At 63.6% G+C, this 17,231-nt stretch carries 14 protein-coding genes and 1 riboswitch; of the genes, 7 read left to right on the forward strand and 7 right to left on the reverse strand.

Annotated elements, in window-relative coordinates:
* Nucleotides 1-3: 3 nt before the first annotated feature.
* The 3 genes from E5K00_RS06515 to E5K00_RS06525 all read left to right on the forward strand — a co-directional run bounded on the left by E5K00_RS06515 (nt 4) and on the right by E5K00_RS06525 (nt 4,337).
* A complete protein-coding gene (locus E5K00_RS06515; RefSeq protein WP_135462430.1) occupies nt 4-1,293 on the forward strand; it encodes a glycosyltransferase family protein in 1,290 nt (429 codons plus the stop codon).
* A 79-nt stretch (nt 1,294-1,372) separates the two neighbouring features.
* Nucleotides 1,373-2,731, forward strand: coding sequence for a DUF7033 domain-containing protein (locus E5K00_RS06520; protein ID WP_135462431.1), 1,359 nt, complete (start codon nt 1,373-1,375; stop codon nt 2,729-2,731).
* Nucleotides 2,732-2,852: 121 nt separating this feature from the next.
* Nucleotides 2,853-4,337 (forward strand): lipopolysaccharide biosynthesis protein, encoded by a 1,485-nt coding sequence (locus E5K00_RS06525; protein ID WP_135462432.1) that lies wholly within the window; start codon nt 2,853-2,855, stop codon nt 4,335-4,337.
* 442 nt (nt 4,338-4,779) lie between these two features.
* Here the strand turns inward: E5K00_RS06525 and E5K00_RS06530 are convergent, their stop codons facing one another.
* A complete protein-coding gene (locus tag E5K00_RS06530) occupies nt 4,780-6,228 on the reverse strand; it encodes an amino acid permease (RefSeq protein WP_135462433.1) in 1,449 nt (482 codons plus the stop codon).
* A gap of 277 nt (nt 6,229-6,505) precedes the next feature.
* A riboswitch (SAM riboswitch) is annotated at nt 6,506-6,598 on the reverse strand.
* Between the two features lie 179 nt (nt 6,599-6,777).
* Here E5K00_RS06530 and E5K00_RS06535 point away from each other — a divergent pair.
* On the forward strand, nt 6,778-7,545 hold the full coding sequence (locus tag E5K00_RS06535; protein WP_135462434.1) for a TIGR02117 family protein: 768 nt from the start codon (nt 6,778-6,780) through the stop codon (nt 7,543-7,545).
* Here E5K00_RS06535 and E5K00_RS06540 read toward each other — a convergent pair.
* Entirely contained in the window at nt 7,509-8,237 is a 729-nt protein-coding gene (locus E5K00_RS06540) for an EcsC family protein (RefSeq protein ID WP_135462435.1), read from the reverse strand. The genes E5K00_RS06535 and E5K00_RS06540 overlap by 37 nt on opposite strands.
* A 67-nt stretch (nt 8,238-8,304) precedes the next feature.
* Entirely contained in the window at nt 8,305-9,180 is an 876-nt protein-coding gene (locus E5K00_RS06545; protein ID WP_135462436.1) for a hypothetical protein, read from the reverse strand.
* 245 nt (nt 9,181-9,425) lie between these two features.
* Between E5K00_RS06545 and E5K00_RS06550 the strand changes: the two genes are divergently transcribed.
* Both E5K00_RS06550 and E5K00_RS06555 read left to right on the forward strand, forming a co-directional pair.
* Nucleotides 9,426-10,433 (forward strand): fasciclin domain-containing protein, encoded by a 1,008-nt coding sequence (locus tag E5K00_RS06550; protein ID WP_135462437.1) that lies wholly within the window; start codon nt 9,426-9,428, stop codon nt 10,431-10,433.
* 167 nt (nt 10,434-10,600) lie between these two features.
* Nucleotides 10,601-12,175 (forward strand): alpha/beta hydrolase family protein, encoded by a 1,575-nt coding sequence (locus E5K00_RS06555; RefSeq protein ID WP_135462438.1) that lies wholly within the window; start codon nt 10,601-10,603, stop codon nt 12,173-12,175.
* A gap of 107 nt (nt 12,176-12,282) precedes the next feature.
* On the opposite strand, the gene E5K00_RS06560 is transcribed toward E5K00_RS06555, so the two are convergent.
* The 3 genes from E5K00_RS06560 to E5K00_RS06570 form a co-directional block, all read right to left on the reverse strand.
* Nucleotides 12,283-13,308 carry a Gfo/Idh/MocA family protein gene (locus tag E5K00_RS06560; RefSeq protein ID WP_135462439.1) on the reverse strand — a complete coding sequence of 342 codons (1,026 nt, stop codon included), beginning with the start codon at nt 13,306-13,308 and terminating at the stop codon, nt 12,283-12,285.
* 399 nt (nt 13,309-13,707) lie between these two features.
* Nucleotides 13,708-14,028, reverse strand: coding sequence for a hypothetical protein (locus E5K00_RS06565; RefSeq protein ID WP_135462440.1), 321 nt, complete (start codon nt 14,026-14,028; stop codon nt 13,708-13,710).
* A 6-nt stretch (nt 14,029-14,034) separates the two neighbouring features.
* Nucleotides 14,035-15,186: a DegT/DnrJ/EryC1/StrS family aminotransferase gene (locus E5K00_RS06570; RefSeq protein ID WP_245328226.1), complete on the reverse strand. Its 1,152-nt coding sequence runs from the start codon at nt 15,184-15,186 to the stop codon at nt 14,035-14,037.
* 163 nt (nt 15,187-15,349) lie between these two features.
* Here E5K00_RS06570 and E5K00_RS06575 point away from each other — a divergent pair, with 163 nt between their 5' ends.
* On the forward strand, nt 15,350-16,267 hold the full coding sequence (locus E5K00_RS06575; protein WP_135462441.1) for a hypothetical protein: 918 nt from the start codon (nt 15,350-15,352) through the stop codon (nt 16,265-16,267).
* 34 nt (nt 16,268-16,301) lie between these two features.
* On the opposite strand, the gene E5K00_RS06580 is transcribed toward E5K00_RS06575, so the two are convergent.
* A complete protein-coding gene (locus E5K00_RS06580; protein WP_135462442.1) occupies nt 16,302-17,228 on the reverse strand; it encodes a glycosyltransferase family 2 protein in 927 nt (308 codons plus the stop codon).
* Nucleotides 17,229-17,231 lie beyond the last annotated feature (3 nt).

The raw sequence follows: 17,231 nt of genomic DNA on the forward strand, positions 1-17,231 counted from the left end.
GCTATGGCATTGCTGGCGCCGGTGGTGGCGCGCACCCGTGATATTCTGCAGCTTCGATTCACTGCGCTGTTTGCCTCCCTTCCGGCACGAGTGCTGGCCAACATTTCCCCGCCCAGCGCCTTCCGCCGCCTGCTGAAAGTACTGGGCTACGCGGCGCTGCGGCTGGTGGGCAACGTGTTCCGGCCCATCCGGAACCCCGAGCAGCTGCGGGGCGTGGTGTGGCTCTACGTGGTCAGTCAGAATAATTACGAGGCGCTGGAGTTTATCCGCCGGGCCCGGCCCGACAGCGTGCTGGTGGCGGGCCAGAGCAAGGAAATCGGGCGCTACAACGGGGCCGTGAACCGCCTTTCGCTGCGGCGCAAGCTGCTCTACTACTGGCAGTTTCCGCTGGTACTATGGGAGCTGCGCCAGACCGAGGGTTCCCGCGCCTGGCGCTTTTTCGACCTGGTTTTCAATGCCATTGGCTACTACGAGGTCTACGTGCGGGCCCTGCGCCACTACCGGCCCCGCGCCATCGTGCTGGCCAACGACCACAACGACGACGCCCGGGCCCTGCTGCTGGCCGCCCGCGCCTGCGGCGTGCCCACGGCCTACGTGCAGCACGCCAGCGTGAGCACCAACTTCCCGCCCCTGGGCTTCGACCTGAGTTTGCTCGAGGGCCAGGATGCGCTGGACAAGTACCGGCAGTGCGGACCGGTGCGGGGCCGGGTCGAGCTGGTGGGCATGCCCAAGGCCGACGCCTTTCTGGCCCGCAAAAACCAGCAGCCCGCCGTGCGGCGCGTGGGCATTGCCATCAACACGCTCGATGAAACGGCGGCCCTGACGACGGCCCTGGCTTACCTGCTGCCGGAGTTCCCGATGCTGACCTTCACCCTGCGCCCCCACCCCGGCGACCGGCGCGACTTCAGTTTTTTGGCCCGGCAGTACCCGCAGCTGCAATTTTCCGATGCCCGCCAGCAAAACGTGTTCGACTTTCTGGGCGAGCAGGACGCGCTGCTGGCCGCCGACACCAGCACCCACCTCGAAGCCGTGCTGCTGAACGTGGCCAGCCTGTATTACCGCTTCGGCACCCACGGCGTGGCCGACGACTACTACGGCTACGTGGCCCACGGCCTCTCCGAGCGGGCCGACACCCTGCCCGCGCTGGCCGCGCTGCTGCGCCGCTACCAGCAGCACAAGCCCGCCGACCTCTACCAGCGCGCCGCTTACTACAACGCCACCCTGGGCACCCCCGACGAAGGCCACAGCCAAGAAAGAGCCGTGCGCCTGCTGAGCGAGTGGCTCGACGCCTGAACGCCTCCGCGCCTTCCGCGAAACCACTGTGCCCTTCTGCGAGAATCGTAAGCAGAACGAGAGTTACCTTACCCCCGCTATGTTGCCACCGTTGCCCGCTATTCCGCCCATTTCCGCCGAAACCCGCTTGGCTTACGTGCTGCGGCACTTCCACATGGCTTTCCCGGCGGCACCCACCGTCCGCATCAGCTACTCCGACGCGCCGGTGCGGATTGTGGATGGAGCCGGGGAGTTCTTTGGCCAAACCCAGCCCTACCCTGCGGCCCCCAACTACCGCGACTGGCAGGGGCAGTCGATTCCCTTCTTCTTCGATGCGGCGCCCGAAAAGCCGCTGCTGGAGCTGCTGCCGAATCAGCGGGCCATTATTCATGCCGACGTGGTTTCGGCGGCTTTCTACCTGCTCAGTGGCTGGCAGGAGTTTTTCTCGGACGAGCGGGACCGGCACGGACGCTTCCCCTACACGGCCAGCGTGCAGCACCGCTACGGGTTTGTGGATGTGCCGGTCGTCAACTACTACTTCGACGTGCTGAAAACAGCCGTGGAGCACGCCACGGGCCAGCCCGTGCGCCCGCGCCGCTGGATGAATGACGCGCCCTTCGCCGCCTTCCTCACCCACGACATCGACAACCTCTACAGCGCCTGGAAACAGCCGGCCAAGGCGGCCCTGAAGGCGGGCAACCTGCTGGGCTTCGGCCGGCAGCTGTGGCAGCACCTTACCCGGCCCGATGCCTGGGACAACCTCAAGCTAGTGCGCGAAACGGTGGCCGGCTACGGAGCCCAAAGCACGTTTTTTTTCCTACCCGAGCACCGCCCCGGCGCGAATGGCACCCCCAACGCCGACTACGACGTAGCGAAAGTGTGGCCCCGGCTGGCCCCGGCCATCGGCGACGCGGAAATCGGGCTGCACGCCAGCATTGGGCGGGCCGTACACACCGGCGACCTGAAGCGGGAAGAGCACCGGATGCAGCGCTGCACGGGCCGGGACTTGGTGAAAGGCATCCGGTTTCACTACCTGGGCTGGGAACCCCGCCTGACGCCCGTCCTGCTGGACACGCTGCTGTTCCACTACGACACGACCTTGGGCTTTGCCGAGCACTACGGCTTCCGCAACTCCTATTGCCTGCCCTTTCACCTGTTCGACTTCCGGCAAAGTCAACCCCACGACTTTCTCGAAATCCCGCTCAACGTGATGGACGCCACGCTCCACCACCCCAACTACCTGCGCCTGGCCCCCGACGAGATACTACCGGCCCTGACGCCGATGCTACAGCAGATTGAGCGGTTTGGGGGCGTGTGCACCGTGCTCTGGCACAACGAAAACTTCGACCCGGCCAACCAGCACAATGGCCCGCGCGAGTTCCACGCCATCATGGAGTACCTTCGCAGCCGCCAAGCCGCCTTCGTCAACGGCCGGGACATCTGTGAGTTAGTGAGTTAGTGAGTTAGTGGGTTTGATACCCTGACTGCACAGCTGGCGTGAGCCTGCACAAGTCGAACAACAAGCTCGCTAAGTCACTAACTCACTAACTCACTCATTCACCACTTCACTCATTCACCACTTGGGTATCGTTCAGCGGCAGGGGCTGCGCAACACGGTTATTTCGTATCTGGGGCTGGCGCTGGGCTTCGTGAACACGGCCTTTGTGCTGCCGGCCCTGCTGGCCCCGGCCCAGCTCGGCCTCACCAACCTGCTGGTGTCCATTGCCACGGTCTACGCGCAGTTTTCGGCCTTTGGCTTTGCCAGCGTGGGCATCCGGTTCTTTCCCTACTTCCGCAACAAGGAGGCGGGGCACCACGGGTTTCTGCCCCTGCTGCTGGGGCTGCCCCTGCTGGGCTTTGCCCTGAGTACGGCTATCTACCTGCTGGGCAAGCCCCTGATTCTGGCGCAGTACAAGGCCCACGACGCGGCCCTGCTGGGGCCCTTCTACGCCTGGGGTAGCCTGCTGGCGCTGTTTACGTTGCTCTACTCCTTGCAGGATGCCTACCTGAAGGGCCTCTACCACACCGCGTTTTCGTCGTTTCTGCAGGATATCGTGCTGCGGGTGCTCATTGCCGGCCTGGCCCTGCTTTATGGCAAGGGCGTGCTGGCCTTTCCCGAGTTCGTGCTGGCCTACATCGGGTTGTACGGGGCCATTTCCCTGCTGCTGACGGGCTATCTGGCCTTCATCGGCGAGCTGCACCTGCGCCCCACGCGGGCGGCGCTGCGGGTGCGGCCCGTGGGCGAAATCGTGCGCTTCGGCGGCTTCGCGTTGCTGTCCAGTCTGTCGGGCAGCATCCTGGGATTCATCGATTCGTGGATGGTCAGCGCGCAGATCAGCCTGGCGGCGGCCGGGGTCTACGGCATTGCCTACAACATCAGCACCGCCCTGACCATTCCGGCCCGCTCGCTCAACAAGATTGCCTTCCCCTTGCTGGCCCAATACTGGAAGGATCAGGACCTGCCCCGCATGGCCGACTTCTACCGCGACACGACCCGGCTCAACACCATTCTGGGCTGCTACCTGGCCCTGGGCATCGGCCTCAACCTGGATTTTATCTACTCGCTCATCAAGAACCCGGCGTACGCCACCGGTACCACGGCCGTTTTGCTGCTGCTGGCCGGCCGCCTGTTCGACGGCATCACGGGCGTGAACGGCCTGATTGTCGTCACGTCCCCGCGCTACCGCTTCGACTTGATTTTCAACCTGTCCTTGGCTGGCATCACCATCCTGCTCAACCGCCTGCTGATTCCGCCGCTGGGCATCACCGGCTCGGCCCTGGCCACGCTCTTCGCCATCGTGGCCATCAACACGGCCCGGACGTGGTTTGTGTGGTACAGCTACCGGTTGCAGCCCTTCACCTGGCGCATTCCGGTGGTGCTGGCCGTAGCCGTGGCCTCGGGCCTGCTGGTATGGCTGCTGCCAGTCCTGCCCTCCAAGCTACTGACTATGCTCATGCGCGGCACGGTGCTCACGGCCCTCTACGGCGGGGCCCTGCTACTGCTGGGCCTGGTGCCCGAAGCCCAGCCCCTGCTGCGCAAGCTGCTGAAACGCCCCCAACAGTAGTAGCCAGGGTATCATCGAACGAGGTAGAGACGCGTATTCGCGTCTCAATCGTTGCTGACGTTGTTACGGCACGCGCCCAGTCGTTCAACGATTGAGACGCGAATACGCTTCTCTACCTCGTTCTGGTTAGCAGCTGATCGGCACACGCGCAGACGATGAATACTTTGTTTGTATCTATTCTTCTTAAAAGAAGAGTGGCTCTTAAGCCCTTGGTGGTCGTCCTTCTTTTAAGAAGAGCCTATCCTAAGCCCTTGGAAGGCATCCTTCTTTTAAGAAGAGCCTATCCTAAGCACTTAGGAGGCACCCTTCAGATCTGAAGAGGCTATCCTAAGCCGTTGAGAAGCACTCTTCAGATCTGAAGGACGACCAAAAAGCCCTTGGAAGGCACCCTTCAGATCTGAAGGGTGCTTCCCAAGGGCTTTTTGGTCGTCGGCGCCTATACTTATTCTGCGGCCTGCTGCTGCCGCAGCTTGCTGTGCTTCTTGCCGTAGCCGTAGTAGATGGCCAGGCCGATAGCCAGCCAGACGAAGAGGCGAATCCAGGTATCCAGGGGCAGCGACACCATCATCAGCAGGCAGGTCAGGATGCCCAGGATGGGGACCAGGGGCACCCAGGGCGTGCGGAAGCCGCGGGGGGCGTTGGGCTCTTTCTTGCGCATGATGAGCACGCCCAGGCACACCATCACGAAGGCGAGCAGGGTGCCGATGCTGGTCATTTCGCCCACCACCGAAATCGGCACGAAGCCCGCAAACAGGCTGATGAACACGCCCAGCAGCAGATTGGACTGCAACGGGGTGCGGAACGTGGGGTGTACCTTGGCAAACACCGGCGGCAGCAGCCCATCCTTCGACATGGAGAAGAACACCCGGCTCTGCCCCATCAGATCAACCAGAATCACGGAGGTGTAGCCAATGAGAATGGCCACGATGATGGCCGAGCTGAGCCAGGCGTAGGGCGTTTTCTCGATGGCAATGGCCACCGGCGCGGCGCTGTCCTTGAACTCGGTGTAGTTGGCCAGCCCGGTCATGACGTGGCCGAAGAGCACGAACAACACGGTGCACACCAGCAACGAGCCGATGATGCCGATGGGCATGTTGCGCTGCGGGTTCTTGGTTTCCTGGGCCATCGTGGCCACGATGTCGAAGCCGATGAAGACGAAGAACACCACCCCGGCCCCGCGCAGGATGCCGCTCCAGCCGAACTCCCCGAACGTGCCGGTGTTCTGCGGAATGTAGGGTTGATAGTTGGCCGGGTCGATGTATTGCCAGCCCAGGGCAATGAACACGAGCACCACCGCCACCTTGAGGCTCACCACCAGCGCGTTGAACCAGGCCGAGCCCTGGGTGCCGCGCACGATGATGGCCGTAATGGCCAGCACGATGAGCATGGCCGGCACGTTGACCAGGCCCGAGATGACCGAGCCGTCGGCCAGAGTGGCCTGCTCGAAGGGCGACATCACCAGCTGGGCCGGAATGTGCAGGTTGAACTTGCCCAGCACCCGCACCAGGTACTGCGACCAGCTGATGGCCACCGTGGCGGCCCCCACCGAGTACTCCAGAATCAAATCCCAGCCGATGATCCAGGCAAACAGCTCGCCCATCGTGGCGTAGGAATAGGTGTAGGCCGAGCCGGCCACGGGCACCATGGAGGCAAACTCGGCGTAGCACAGCGCCGAGAAGGCGCAGCCCACCGCCGCTACGAGAAAGGACAGGGTCACGGCCGGGCCGGCGTTGTTGGCGGCGGCAATGCCGGTGAGCGAGAACAAGCCCGCCCCAATGATGACGCCGATACCGATGGCAATCAGGCTGAAGCCGCCCAGACTTCGTTTCAGGGTGCCGGCCCCCGTTTCGGCTGCTTCCGCGCGGAGCAGCTCCAGTGATTTTTTAAGCATAAGAGGAAATGGCGCGAAGCCCGGCTTCGCGAGAGAGTAAGCGACACCCATCCCGCGCAGCGCAGCCACGCAGGCGCACACGGCGGGGCCGGCCGGGAACCGGCGCGGGCATCAGAAAAGAGAGACGGAAAAGGCAATGGGGCGCGGCCTCAGGCCGCGCCGGGGCTCAGGGCCCGACGCTTCAACAACAGCAACAACAGCCAGCCAGCCGCGCCCGGCGGCGCACAGGAGCAAGAGAGGAAACGGGGCGGTTGGGGAAGCAGTCCACGGCAACTTGTTTTTATATGAGCAGGAATTGGCACCGTTCCGGCAGTTGCGGATGGTTGCCGACGCTTCTTCGAGCCTGTCTCTCAGCGCCTCTGTATAAAAACAATCCTTTGGAGTAAAGAATTGATGGCACAAAGGTAGCCCCGCCCCCACCGGATTTGCAAACCCGACGGCCGGGCCGCCCCCGGCGCGCCCCAACCAATTGCCCGCAAAAGCAGTAGGTGCCACCACCGGCCCACCCGCGCCCCGCACTTTCCTCTGACCTGGCAACTTCCTCCCGTGATGCATCCAACGCTTAAAAAAACGCTTCAGATTACCGGCTACGCCGCCGCCTCGCTCGTGGGCATCGTGGGCGTATACGCGGCTTCGTCCTTTGTTTTGTCGCGCATCCCGGTCAACACCCACGACCAGGACCCGGCCGAAGACGTGGATATCTACATTCTCTCCAACGGGGTGCACACCGACATCGTGGTGCCCGTGCGCAGCCGCTACATCGACTGGAGCGAGCTGGTGCCCTTCCAGAACACGCCCGCTAATGATACGTCGGCGCCCTACGTGGGCTTCGGCTGGGGCGACAAGGGCTTCTACCTCGACACGCCCACCTGGGCCGAGCTCAAGCCCAGCACCGCCTTCAAGGCCATGTTCTATTTGAGCTCCTCGGCCATGCACGTCACCTTCCACCAGCGCCTGCAGGAGGGCGACGACTGCGTGAAGATCCGCATCAGCCAGGCCGAGTACGCCCGCCTGATCGACTACATCAAAGGCAGCTTCGACTACGACGCCCAGGGCCGCCCCCAGCACATCCGGGGCCACAGCTACGGCCAATATGATGCCTTCTACGAAGCCAAGCGCACCTACAGCTTCCTGTTTACCTGCAACACCTGGGCCAATAACGGCCTGAAAGAAAGCGGGCAGCGCGCCTGCTTCTGGACGGCCCTGGACTCGGGCATTTTCTACCAGTACCGCCACCGCGGCCCCCACGTGGTGAGCAACATCGTGCGGCGGGCGGCGTCCTACGCGGGCTTGGCCAGCCCCAGCCGCAGCCGGTAGCAGTTCATGGCCGTGTCGCCGAGCTGCTCGAGCAGCTTGTAGTTGGCCACCGCCCCCACCGCCGCCCCAATGACGGGCACCAGCTGGGCCAGCTTGGCCAGGTCGATGTAGTCGCGGTACTCCTGCTGAAACGCGCGCCAGTCGAAGGCCTGGGGGTCGGTGGGCAGCGTGTGGCGGTAGGCGTCCCAGTCGGCCAGCCGGCGGTAGACCTGGTTGCGGCTGTGCTGGCTAGAGAAGGCCAGCTGAAAGACGTGCAGCAGGTAGAGCCGCTCGGTGTAGTCGTGGGCGTCGAAGCCGTAGAGGGCGGCCACTTCGAAGAGCAGCTTAAGCTTGAGGCTGAGCAGCAGGGGAAAATCGGCCAGGCCCAGCAGCAGGCCGCCCGCGCCGGTCACGGCGCCTTCAGCGGCGGCCGTGGTGCGGTAGAGCTTCACGTGCTGGCGCACGGCGTTTTCGCGCGCCTCCAGGGTGGCATCCTGCAAGGGCCGGCGGGAGGTGTAGCGCGAGCCCAGCAGCACGCCCTGCACCATCTGCCGGATGGCGGCCGTAAGCACGCGGTGCACTTTTTCGGGCAGCAGGTTATTGAGCCGGATCTGCACCCGGCGGGCAAAGCGGTTCAGATACGACGGGGGGCGCTGCATCTTTTGCTGCCACTGCCGTAATTCTTCCCGGGCCTGCTCTTCGTAAGTGCTCATGGCCCAAGATAGCAAAGGCGGCGCTGTCGGGCGCCGCCTTTGCTGCCCGCCGCGTGAGCAGCAAAGCCTAGTAGTTGTAGGAAACGCCCACCGACACGCCCGTCGACTTGCCCAGGTTGCGGCCCGCTACGTACTGGCTGGCTCCCAGCACCAGGCCCACGCCCTTGGCAATGGGCCGGAACACGCTGGCCCCCACGCGGGTGTAGTTGACGCGGGTAGCGGGGAAGTACAAGTCGAAGCCGGGCTGCAGAATGTCGGTGCCCTTATGGCTCGACTGCTGGAACGAGGCCCAGGCCTCAGCATAGAGCTTCAGGCCGGCGTAGCCCACCTTGGCGTCGGCAATGAAGGCGTTGGGCACCCGGTTGGTGCGCAGGCTGTAGCCGGCCTGCCCGGTCAGGAACACGCCCGAAGCCGTTTTGAGGTGGGCAATGCCCAGGGTATTGAACTTGGTAGCCCGGTTGCCGATGGCAATAATGTACTCCAGCCCCTTGTTCGACTGGTAGTTGCTGGCCGGCGTCGTGACGCCCACCACGCCCAGCAGATCCAGCACGCTGTTGCCCACGGTGGCAGAATAGGCCTTGAACTTGAGCAGGCCCGAAATGTCCTGCAAGCCGCTGCGGCTGTTGGCGTAGCCCTGCCCATTCCCCTCGCCCTCCGACTTAATGTAAGGCAGGCTGACCACGGCCTCAATCTCGTCGGTGATACCGTAGTTGGCGTACACGCTCACCGAGGAAACCTTGATTTCCCGGAAAATCGGCACTTCCCTGACTTTCTCGGGCACCAGGAATACGCTTTTGTACTGCTCGGCCGTGCCCGTAAACGAAACCGAGCCGTGGCCTTTGCCCACCATGAAGCCGCTGACCAAACTCTGGGCCCGGGCGGGGGAGGCTGCTGCTGCCAGCGCAGTGGCGAGCAGCAGGGAAAACGAGTAAATCTTGTGCATACAGGCAGAAAAAGGGAGTAAACAGGTCGGAAAGAGTGCGTTGCCCCGGAAAAACAATACTACTGGCATACTGTTCAGCTTTCCCGGGCCGCAGATTTACGCGGCGGGTTTCACCGGCGGATTTCCGGGCCCGGAAATTATTTTTTTGGGTGGTCCGGACCGGAAAATCCACTGGTACAGCCCGTTCGTTTGTATGCCCAGTTACGGTCCCGTACTCTCGCCCCTTTTCTAACCGCCTGTTGCCCATGAACTACCCCTTACCCTCCCTGGCCGCCGCCCTTTTTGTGGCCGCTCTCACCTTTTCCGGCTGTTCCAAGAGCACGGAGGCCGACCCCTCCATTGCCGGCATTGCCGTAGCCAACGACGACTTCAGCGTGCTCGAAGATGCGGCTATCCGCGGGGGCGTCGTTGAGATATTGTCCAACAAGAACCCGGCCGACCCCCAGGGCAACTATACCGTCTTTGCGCCCGACAACTCGGCCTTTGCCCGCCTGGGGTTGCGGCAGGCCACCGATTTGCAGGCCCTGCAAACGAGCTTTCTGACCAGCACCCTGTTCTACCACGTTACGGGGGGCACCCTGGCCGGCAGCGCCCTGCTGCCCGGTTCCTCGTCGGCCTCAGCCCTGGGCCCGGTGCGCCGCATCGTGAGCCGCAACGGCAGCCGCTACGTGAATGGCTCCCGCATCGTGGCCACTGACGTGAAGGCCTCCAACGGCACGGTCCACGTCATCGACAAAGTACTGCTGGCCACCGGCGCCGACGTGGTGCAGTCGGCCGTGGCCGTCAGCACCTCCAAGGTGTTTGTCAAGCCCGATTTGCAGTACCTGGTTTACGCCGTGGTGTACTGCGGCCTGCGCGAGGCTTTGTCGGAAGGCAGCCCCCAACTCACGGTGTTTGCCCCCAACGACCAAGCGTTCAAAGACCTCTATAAGCAGTTTGGCATCACCCTCACCGAACCCAAGGACCTGGAAAAGCTGCCCAACGCCAAGGAAACCCTGACCAAGGTGCTGCTGGGTCACGTGGCGCTGGGCAGCCAGAGCGGGCAGTTCACCCAGTTTACCACGGAACTGCCGGCCAATGCCACGCTACCCACGCTGGGCGGCGGCAACCTGCTTTTCGGCGACTTTAGCAGCGGCTTGCTGCCCGTGCGCGGCGAAGGCAACGGCACCACCAGCGCCGGCATGACTATTCCCGACATCCTCTGCACCAACGGGGTAGTGCACGTTATTGACCGAGTTCTGCTACCGAAGTGATAAACTGAGGTAATATCCCTACTTTTGCGGCTATATTACACAGGTATAGCCCTATAGGTCAGAAGGCCATCCTGTTCTGCTTCCAGTTCTTTGCTCTGCCTGCGCTCCTATTGTCACTAGGGCGGTGCCTCATTCCTGAGCGTGCCGGCCCTGCTTACTGTCTTTTCATGAGTAACAAATTTGCCGGCTTGCTGTGGAGCTGGCTACTTCTGCTCACTTTCTCGATCGGGGCTAACGCCCAGAATCAACCGACCACACCGGCCCCGGCCGCGGCGGCTCCGGCCACCAAAATTGCCCTGGATGGGCAGTGGAAGGGGGAGCTGCCAGTGCCGGGCGGCAGCCTGCCCGTCGTTGTTACGATTACGGACCTGGCGGGCGGCGGCTATTTTGCCGTGCTTGACGTGCCGGCTCAGCGCATCAGCCACGCGATTCTGAACGTGCAGCAGCGCGCCGATACGCTGTTCTTCAGCTCCGATGAACTGGGGTGCCGCTTCACAAGCCAGCGCTCGGCCGACGGCAAGCAGTTGGCCGGCCTTTGGAAGCTCCAAACGTATCAGACTCCGCTTACCCTGATATTTTCGGCCAAGTCGGGACCGTCGAAAAACTTCAAGTTTCCGCCGCCCTACCGGGTCGAAGAAGTATCGTTTATCAATACCCAGGACAATATCCGCTTGAGCGGTACGCTGAGCGTGCCGCCCGGGGAGGGCCCTTTTCCGGGGGTGGTCCTGATCAGCGACATGGGCCCCCAGGACCGCGACGCGACGCAGGGGGAATTCAAGATGTTTGGCGCCCTGGCCGACTTCATGGCCCGCCACGGGGTGGCCGTGCTGCGCCTCGACGACCGGGGCGTGGGCCAGTCGCAGGGCGACTACACGACGGCGACCACCGCCGACCTGGTGCGGGATGCGCAGTTGGGTTTGAACTTTCTGCGGACCCGGCCCCTGATTGACTTCGGTAAGCTGGGCCTGATTGGGCACGGCGAAGGCGGCAACGTGGCGCTGCTGGCCGCGGCTCAGCCCCTGCCCCCGGCCTTCGTCGTGACGCTGGCCGCTTCGGGCGTGGCGGGTAAGGACGTGCTCAGCCAGCAAGCCGCGGGCTTTTTGAAAGCCGGCGAAGCGGATACGGCCCAGGCCGCGCTGGTCAAAAAGCAACTGCACGACCAGTGGATGCTCGAGCAGAACATCAAGCAGCTGCGGGCCAAGGGCGCTAATTCAGCCCAGATCCAGACCCTGGAAATTCAGTACAACATGCGCAAGCGGGAAGAAAGCAAGAAGCTGCAGGAGTCTATTGCCAAGAAGCAGCGGGCGGTGCTGGACGTGATTCAGCAAACTACGGACAATGCCCAGGCTCAGCCGATTGTGGCCAACATGCTGACCCAGTCCAATCCCGGCATGGATGCGTCCCAGATCCAGGCGCTTACCAACGTGCTGATTGGCCGCTGGTACCGCTCCTACCTCAACTTTGATCCGCAGCTGGAGCTGGGCAAGGTCAAGACGCCGGTCCTGCTGCTGCACGGCACGGACGACAACCAGGTCAACGTCAACAACCTGTCGTTGCTGGAGAAAGGCCTCAAGAGCAAGGGCAACAAGCTGGTGGAAGCCCGCCGCTTGCCGGGTATCAATCACCAGTTTCAGCCCCCGGCCACGGAATGGCCCCTGATGGGCGGGGAGCCCAAGCCCGTGCTTTCGCCCCTGGTACAGCAAACCATCCTCGACTGGATCAACCTGAAAGTGGCCAAATAGGCGTTTTCCGGGTTACCTCTGAAGCTCCCGGTCCGGTAGCCAGCTCGTTTCGGATGAAGCAGCAGTTGGCACCGGACCGGGAGCTTTGGTTTTGTCGGGGTGCCCGGCTATTTCAGGCTATAAATCCGCTCGATGATTTCGACCACCTTCAGGCCTTCCAGCGCATTGGTGGTGGCCACGCCCCGCTGCTGCACCGTGTCGACTACGTTGTCGATGACCTGCACGTGGTTGGCGGCGCTGCCCTGGTAGGGGCCGTAGTCGTTGGCCGGGTTGGTGGGCGGCAGCGCGGGCAGCTGGTAGTCGCGCAGGTGGCAGTACTCCACCTTGTCCATGTACTGCCCCCCGATGCGCAGGCTGCCGTGCTCGGCCACCACCGTCAGGCTGCTTTCCAGGTTCCGGTCCCACACGGCGGTGCTGTATTGCAGCGTGCCACTGCCCCCGCGCACCAGATCGAAGGTCACCAGGCCGCTGTCTTCAAACTCGGTGACGTGCTGGTGGTTGAAGTCGCGGAAGCGGGCCGTGATGTTGGTAATGTCGCCGAACACCCAGTAGAGCAGGTCGACGAAGTGGCTGAACTGGGTGAAGAGCGTGCCGCCGTCCTGGGCGAGGGTGCCCTTCCAGCCGTCGGCCTGGTAGTAGCGGGCGTCGCGGTTCCAGAAGCAGTTGATCTGAACCAGATACACCTGCCCCAGGCGGCCCTGCTCGTAGATCTGCTTGAGCCAGGCGGCGGGCGGCGAGTAGCGGTTCTGCATCACCCCAAACACCAGCCGGCCGGTTTGCAGGGCCGTGTGCACGATGTCCTCGGCCTGGGTTTTGGTCAGGGCAATGGGCTTTTCGATGACCACGTGCAGGCCGTGGCGCAGGCCTGCCACGGCCTGGGGCGCGTGCAGGTAGTTGGGCGTGGCCACGGTCAGCACGTCGGCGGCGGGACCGTGGGCCAGGTATTCCTCCAGGGACGTGAAAAAGGGCACGCCGGGAAACTCCGTGGCCAGCGGCTGAGCCAGCTCGGCCCGCACGTCAATCAGGGCGACGAGCTGGGCGGCGGCGTGGGCCTGAACGAAAGTGGCGTGGCGGCGGCCGATGTGGCCCACGCCGCAAATGGCAAAACGAACGGCGGGTAACGAAGCAGACAACAGGCGGGGATTTGCGGAGAAGAGGGCCCGGCGCGGGCCGGGCAAAACTAAGGAATATCGGCCGGGGCCGCGCAGCTTTTTGCCCCCGGGCCAAAGCCGGATACGGGTGGCGCTACGAGTAGCAAGGCAGAGTCCGGGCGTTGAACGGCCGCGTCATGGCATTAATCTACCGCGTCGAGGCTTTGGATAATCGTGACCGGGCTTTGAAGCAGCGAGGCCAGGCGTTGGAGCGTTGCGTCCGGGCTTTGGATGATTGAGGCCAGGCTTTGGACGACTGCGGCCGGGCTTTGGAGCAACGAGGCTAGGCTTTGTACCATCGAGGCCAAGCATTAGCTGACTGCGGCGAAGCTTTGGAGCCTTGCGGCCACGGTTCGGGGTTTTAGTCGATATACCACTTGGCTAGAACCTGATGGCGTACAGGCAGAACAGCAAAAGCAGAATGGTGGGCAGCAGGCCCAGCACCGGCACCCAGTAATTCACGGGAGGGCTGCCCCGCCGCAGTGCCGGAAAAAAAGCCCCCAGAAAGAACGCAGAAGCAAACAAAGCCGGCCAGAACAAGAATAGCAGCACCAGGCCGGCGGCTTCGCCATCGGTGCTCCTGCGCAGGTGCTGCGATTCGGAAGTCACTGACCAGAAGACCAGCCAGTAGCTCAGGGTTACTACGCCCAGAATAGCAGCGCTGATGACGTTGCGGCGGGTGAACGGGCGGCGGGTTTCCATGCCGGGTTATACCCCGCGCCGGCAGAAGTAACCCACGGCCTCACCGACGTAGGCCAGCTGAGCTGAAGTAAGCGTGGGGTGAATGGGCAACGACAGCACGGTGCGGCACAGGGCTTCGGCCACCGGAAACTGCCCGGCCCGGTAGCCCAGGTACTGGTAAGCGGGCTGCAGATGCGTGGGCACCGGGTAGTATACCACGCTGGGAATGCCCTGCTCGCGCAAGTGCTGTTGCAGCTCGTCGCGCCGCGCTACAGTGAGGGTGTACTGGTGAAAGACGTGGGTGCTGCGCGGGTCGCGCACCGGCACTTGCAGGCCCGCGAGGCCGCTGAGGGCCGCATCGTAGAAGGCCGCCACCTGCTGGCGGGCAGTAATCCAAGTGGGCAGGTGGCGCAGCTTCACGCGCAGCACGGCGGCTTGTAGCGTGTCGAGGCGGGAGTTCAGGCCGATGTGCTCGTGGTAGTACTTGCGGGTCTGGCCGTGGTTGGCCAGCTGCCGCAGAAACGTGGCCCGGGCCGCGTCGCGGGTGAACAGCGCGCCCCCGTCGCCGAGCGCACCCAGGTTTTTCGACGGAAAAAAGGACGTGGTGCCCACTTCGCCCACGGTGCCGGCAAACACGGTTTCATGGTCAGCCAGCCGGTACGTGGCCCCGATGGCCTGGGCATTGTCTTCGATTAACGCAATGCCATGCTGCCGGGCCACGGCGCTGAGGGCATGTAAGTCGGCGCACTGACCGAACAGGTGCACGGCAATGATGGCCCCGGTGCGGGGCGTAAGGGCGGCGGCCACGGCGGCGGGGTCAAGGCCGAAGGTGTCGGGCAGCACGTCGGCGCACACGGGCCGCAGCCCCAGAATAGCCACGGCTTCCATGGTGGCCACGTAGGTGAAGGCCGGCACGATGACCTCACTGCCGGCGGGCAGACGCAGGCTCATCAAGGCCAGCTGTAAGGCGTCGGTGCCGTTGCCGCAGGGAATCACGTCGGCCTGCCCCAGAAACTGGCTCAGCTCGCGGGCAAACTCCCCCACCGCCGGCCCCTGAATGAAGGCCGCCTCCCGGAGCACCGCTTGCAGGGCCGCGTCCAGCTCGGCCTGAATGGGGGCGTGCTGGGCCGCTAAATCGAGCAGCGAAATGGCAGGGACGGACGCGGGGGATGTTGGCAAGGCGAAAAGGCAAAACGGGTTGGGCGCCAAAGATAGAAGCCCCGGGCAAACCCGCCGGAAAAGCCCGGACCGTAACCTCAACGGGAAGGCTTGCGTTAAGCGGGCCAGATGCCTGTATTAAGCACAGGCTATATTCTTCTTCTCCCACCAACCGTTCCTCACCATGTTCAAAAAGCACCTCTCCATATCTGCTCTGGCCGCCTTTATGCTGCTCGCGGGCACCACGTTCACGCAAACCAGCTGCTCGCAGGCCGATAAGAAAGAAGTAGCCCAGGAAAGCGACCAGGCCTATGAGGACTTCAAAACCTTCGTGAGCACCGCCGAAACCCAGGCCGACAACGTCGCCGCCAAGACCGAGGCCGAGTACGAGCAGGAAACCAGCGCCATGAAGAGCGAGTTTGACTCAAAAGTGGCCGCCGTAGATCAGTACGCCGACCAGTACGACGACGCGCGCCGCCAGGAAATCGAGCAGCTGCGCACCCGCTACACCACGGCCTTCGACAAGCGCGACATGGCCTGGAAAAACCGCCCCAACAGCGTGGCCGGCACCAGCACGGGCACTACCGCCGGCGGCACCACCACGCGTCTGTATGAGTCGGCGGCCGGGAAATACGGCGGGCTGACGGCAGCCAACATCCGCGGCACCTACGAGGCCTTCACGGCCCAGATCAAGCAGAATGAGGACCGCTACGGCATCGAGGACTGGCGCGACATCAACGCCGACTGGAAAGCCCTGGACGACCGTTACGACCAGATCAAGAAGGACGTGAGCACCGCCGACCGCGCGGAAATTGCCAAGGAAAAGCTCAAGTACGCCGCCTTCAAATCGTATGACAAGACCGAGGCCCGCGTAGCCCAGGGCGCCGATGCCGTGGAGGGCGGGGCCCAAAAGGCGGAAATGGAAACGCGCGACGAGCGGCAGGCCGTGGGTACGGCCGCCTCGAACACGGCTTCCGACGTGAAAGAAGCCGGCAAAACCGTGGGCCAGAAAATTGGCAACGCCGCCAAGAAGGTCGGCGAGAAAACCAAGGAAGGCTACAAGGAAGTGAAGTCGGAAGTGAAGAACACCGACAACGACTAAGCGGGAGAAACCCCGCTAAAAAGCCCGCCTGGAGTTACTCCGGGCGGGCTTTTTTGGGTTCGGGGCGGCCCAGCTCCTGCAACAGCCAGTAGAGCTTCAGCAGGTCGAACTTCCGCAGGTTGGGCGAGGCCGAGAGCAGGTTGCGGCGCAGCGCGGGCTGCACCAGTACCACCACGGCCTGCAGAAACTTGCAGAACCTGGTTTTGCGCACTTGCAGGGCCAGGCGCAGCAGGCGGGTTTCGGCCCCCAGCTTTTCGCGCCGGTACAGCAGGGCCAGGTTGCGGACGGCCTCGTGGCTTTTCTCCAGAAACACCGCCGCCGGCTCCAGCCCGTCGTGGAGCACGGGGTTATCGAGGTGGCGCACGGGCACCTGGGCCTGGCGCAGCAGCCAGCCAAACTTGGTATCCTCGTGGCCGTAGCGGGTCAGCTGCTCATCGAGGCCAAACCGGCGGAACACCTCGGCCTGAATCAGCATGTTGTTGAGCGTGAGCTGGGCGTAGGGCTCCCGCTGCCGGTCTTTGGCCCGGCGCGCTTCCCGCTGCCGCCCGTATTTCCAGCGCAGGCGCAGCGCGGTTTCGGCCGGGGGCGCGGGGTCGTAGGTCGTGCCCCCGATCAGCACGGGCGCCAGGGCGCGGGCCTGGGCGTAGCGGGCCAGAAACTGGTCGTCGGGCAGCAGACTATCGTTGTCGAGCAGCAGCAGCCAGGGGTAATGGGCACTAGCGGCCAGCTGGTTGCGAATGGCCGAGCGGCCCACGTTGCGGGGCAATTCCTGGTAGCGCACGGCGGGCCACACGCGCAGCAGCCGGTTCAGCTCCTGAAACTCCGGCGCGGAGGCATCGTCGAGGCACACGATTTCGACCGGTCCGCCCCAGTCGGGCAGCTGTTCCAGCAGGGTGCACACCAGCGGCGTCACGTCGCGGTTGTACACCGGAATCAGTACCGAAAGCCCGGGCCCCACCATGTG

Source organism: Hymenobacter aquaticus (genome assembly GCF_004765605.1).
Lineage (GTDB): Bacteria > Bacteroidota > Bacteroidia > Cytophagales > Hymenobacteraceae > Hymenobacter > Hymenobacter aquaticus.

What these genes read in the sequence shown, in the direction of transcription:
- E5K00_RS06515 (WP_135462430.1), top strand. Translation starts at nt 4, where the DNA reads ATGGCATTGCTGGCGCCGGTGGTGGCGCGCACCCGTGATATTCTGCAG.
- E5K00_RS06520 (WP_135462431.1), top strand. Translation starts at nt 1,373, where the DNA reads ATGTTGCCACCGTTGCCCGCTATTCCGCCCATTTCCGCCGAAACCCGC.
- E5K00_RS06530 (WP_135462433.1), bottom strand. Translation starts at nt 6,228, where the DNA reads ATGCTTAAAAAATCACTGGAGCTGCTCCGCGCGGAAGCAGCCGAAACG.
- E5K00_RS06535 (WP_135462434.1), top strand. Translation starts at nt 6,778, where the DNA reads ATGCATCCAACGCTTAAAAAAACGCTTCAGATTACCGGCTACGCCGCC.
- E5K00_RS06540 (WP_135462435.1), bottom strand. Translation starts at nt 8,237, where the DNA reads ATGAGCACTTACGAAGAGCAGGCCCGGGAAGAATTACGGCAGTGGCAG.
- E5K00_RS06545 (WP_135462436.1), bottom strand. Translation starts at nt 9,180, where the DNA reads ATGCACAAGATTTACTCGTTTTCCCTGCTGCTCGCCACTGCGCTGGCA.
- E5K00_RS06550 (WP_135462437.1), top strand. Translation starts at nt 9,426, where the DNA reads ATGAACTACCCCTTACCCTCCCTGGCCGCCGCCCTTTTTGTGGCCGCT.
- E5K00_RS06555 (WP_135462438.1), top strand. Translation starts at nt 10,601, where the DNA reads ATGAGTAACAAATTTGCCGGCTTGCTGTGGAGCTGGCTACTTCTGCTC.
- E5K00_RS06565 (WP_135462440.1), bottom strand. Translation starts at nt 14,028, where the DNA reads ATGGAAACCCGCCGCCCGTTCACCCGCCGCAACGTCATCAGCGCTGCT.
- E5K00_RS06575 (WP_135462441.1), top strand. Translation starts at nt 15,350, where the DNA reads ATGTTCAAAAAGCACCTCTCCATATCTGCTCTGGCCGCCTTTATGCTG.
- E5K00_RS06580 (WP_135462442.1), bottom strand. Translation starts at nt 17,228, where the DNA reads ATGGTGGGGCCCGGGCTTTCGGTACTGATTCCGGTGTACAACCGCGAC.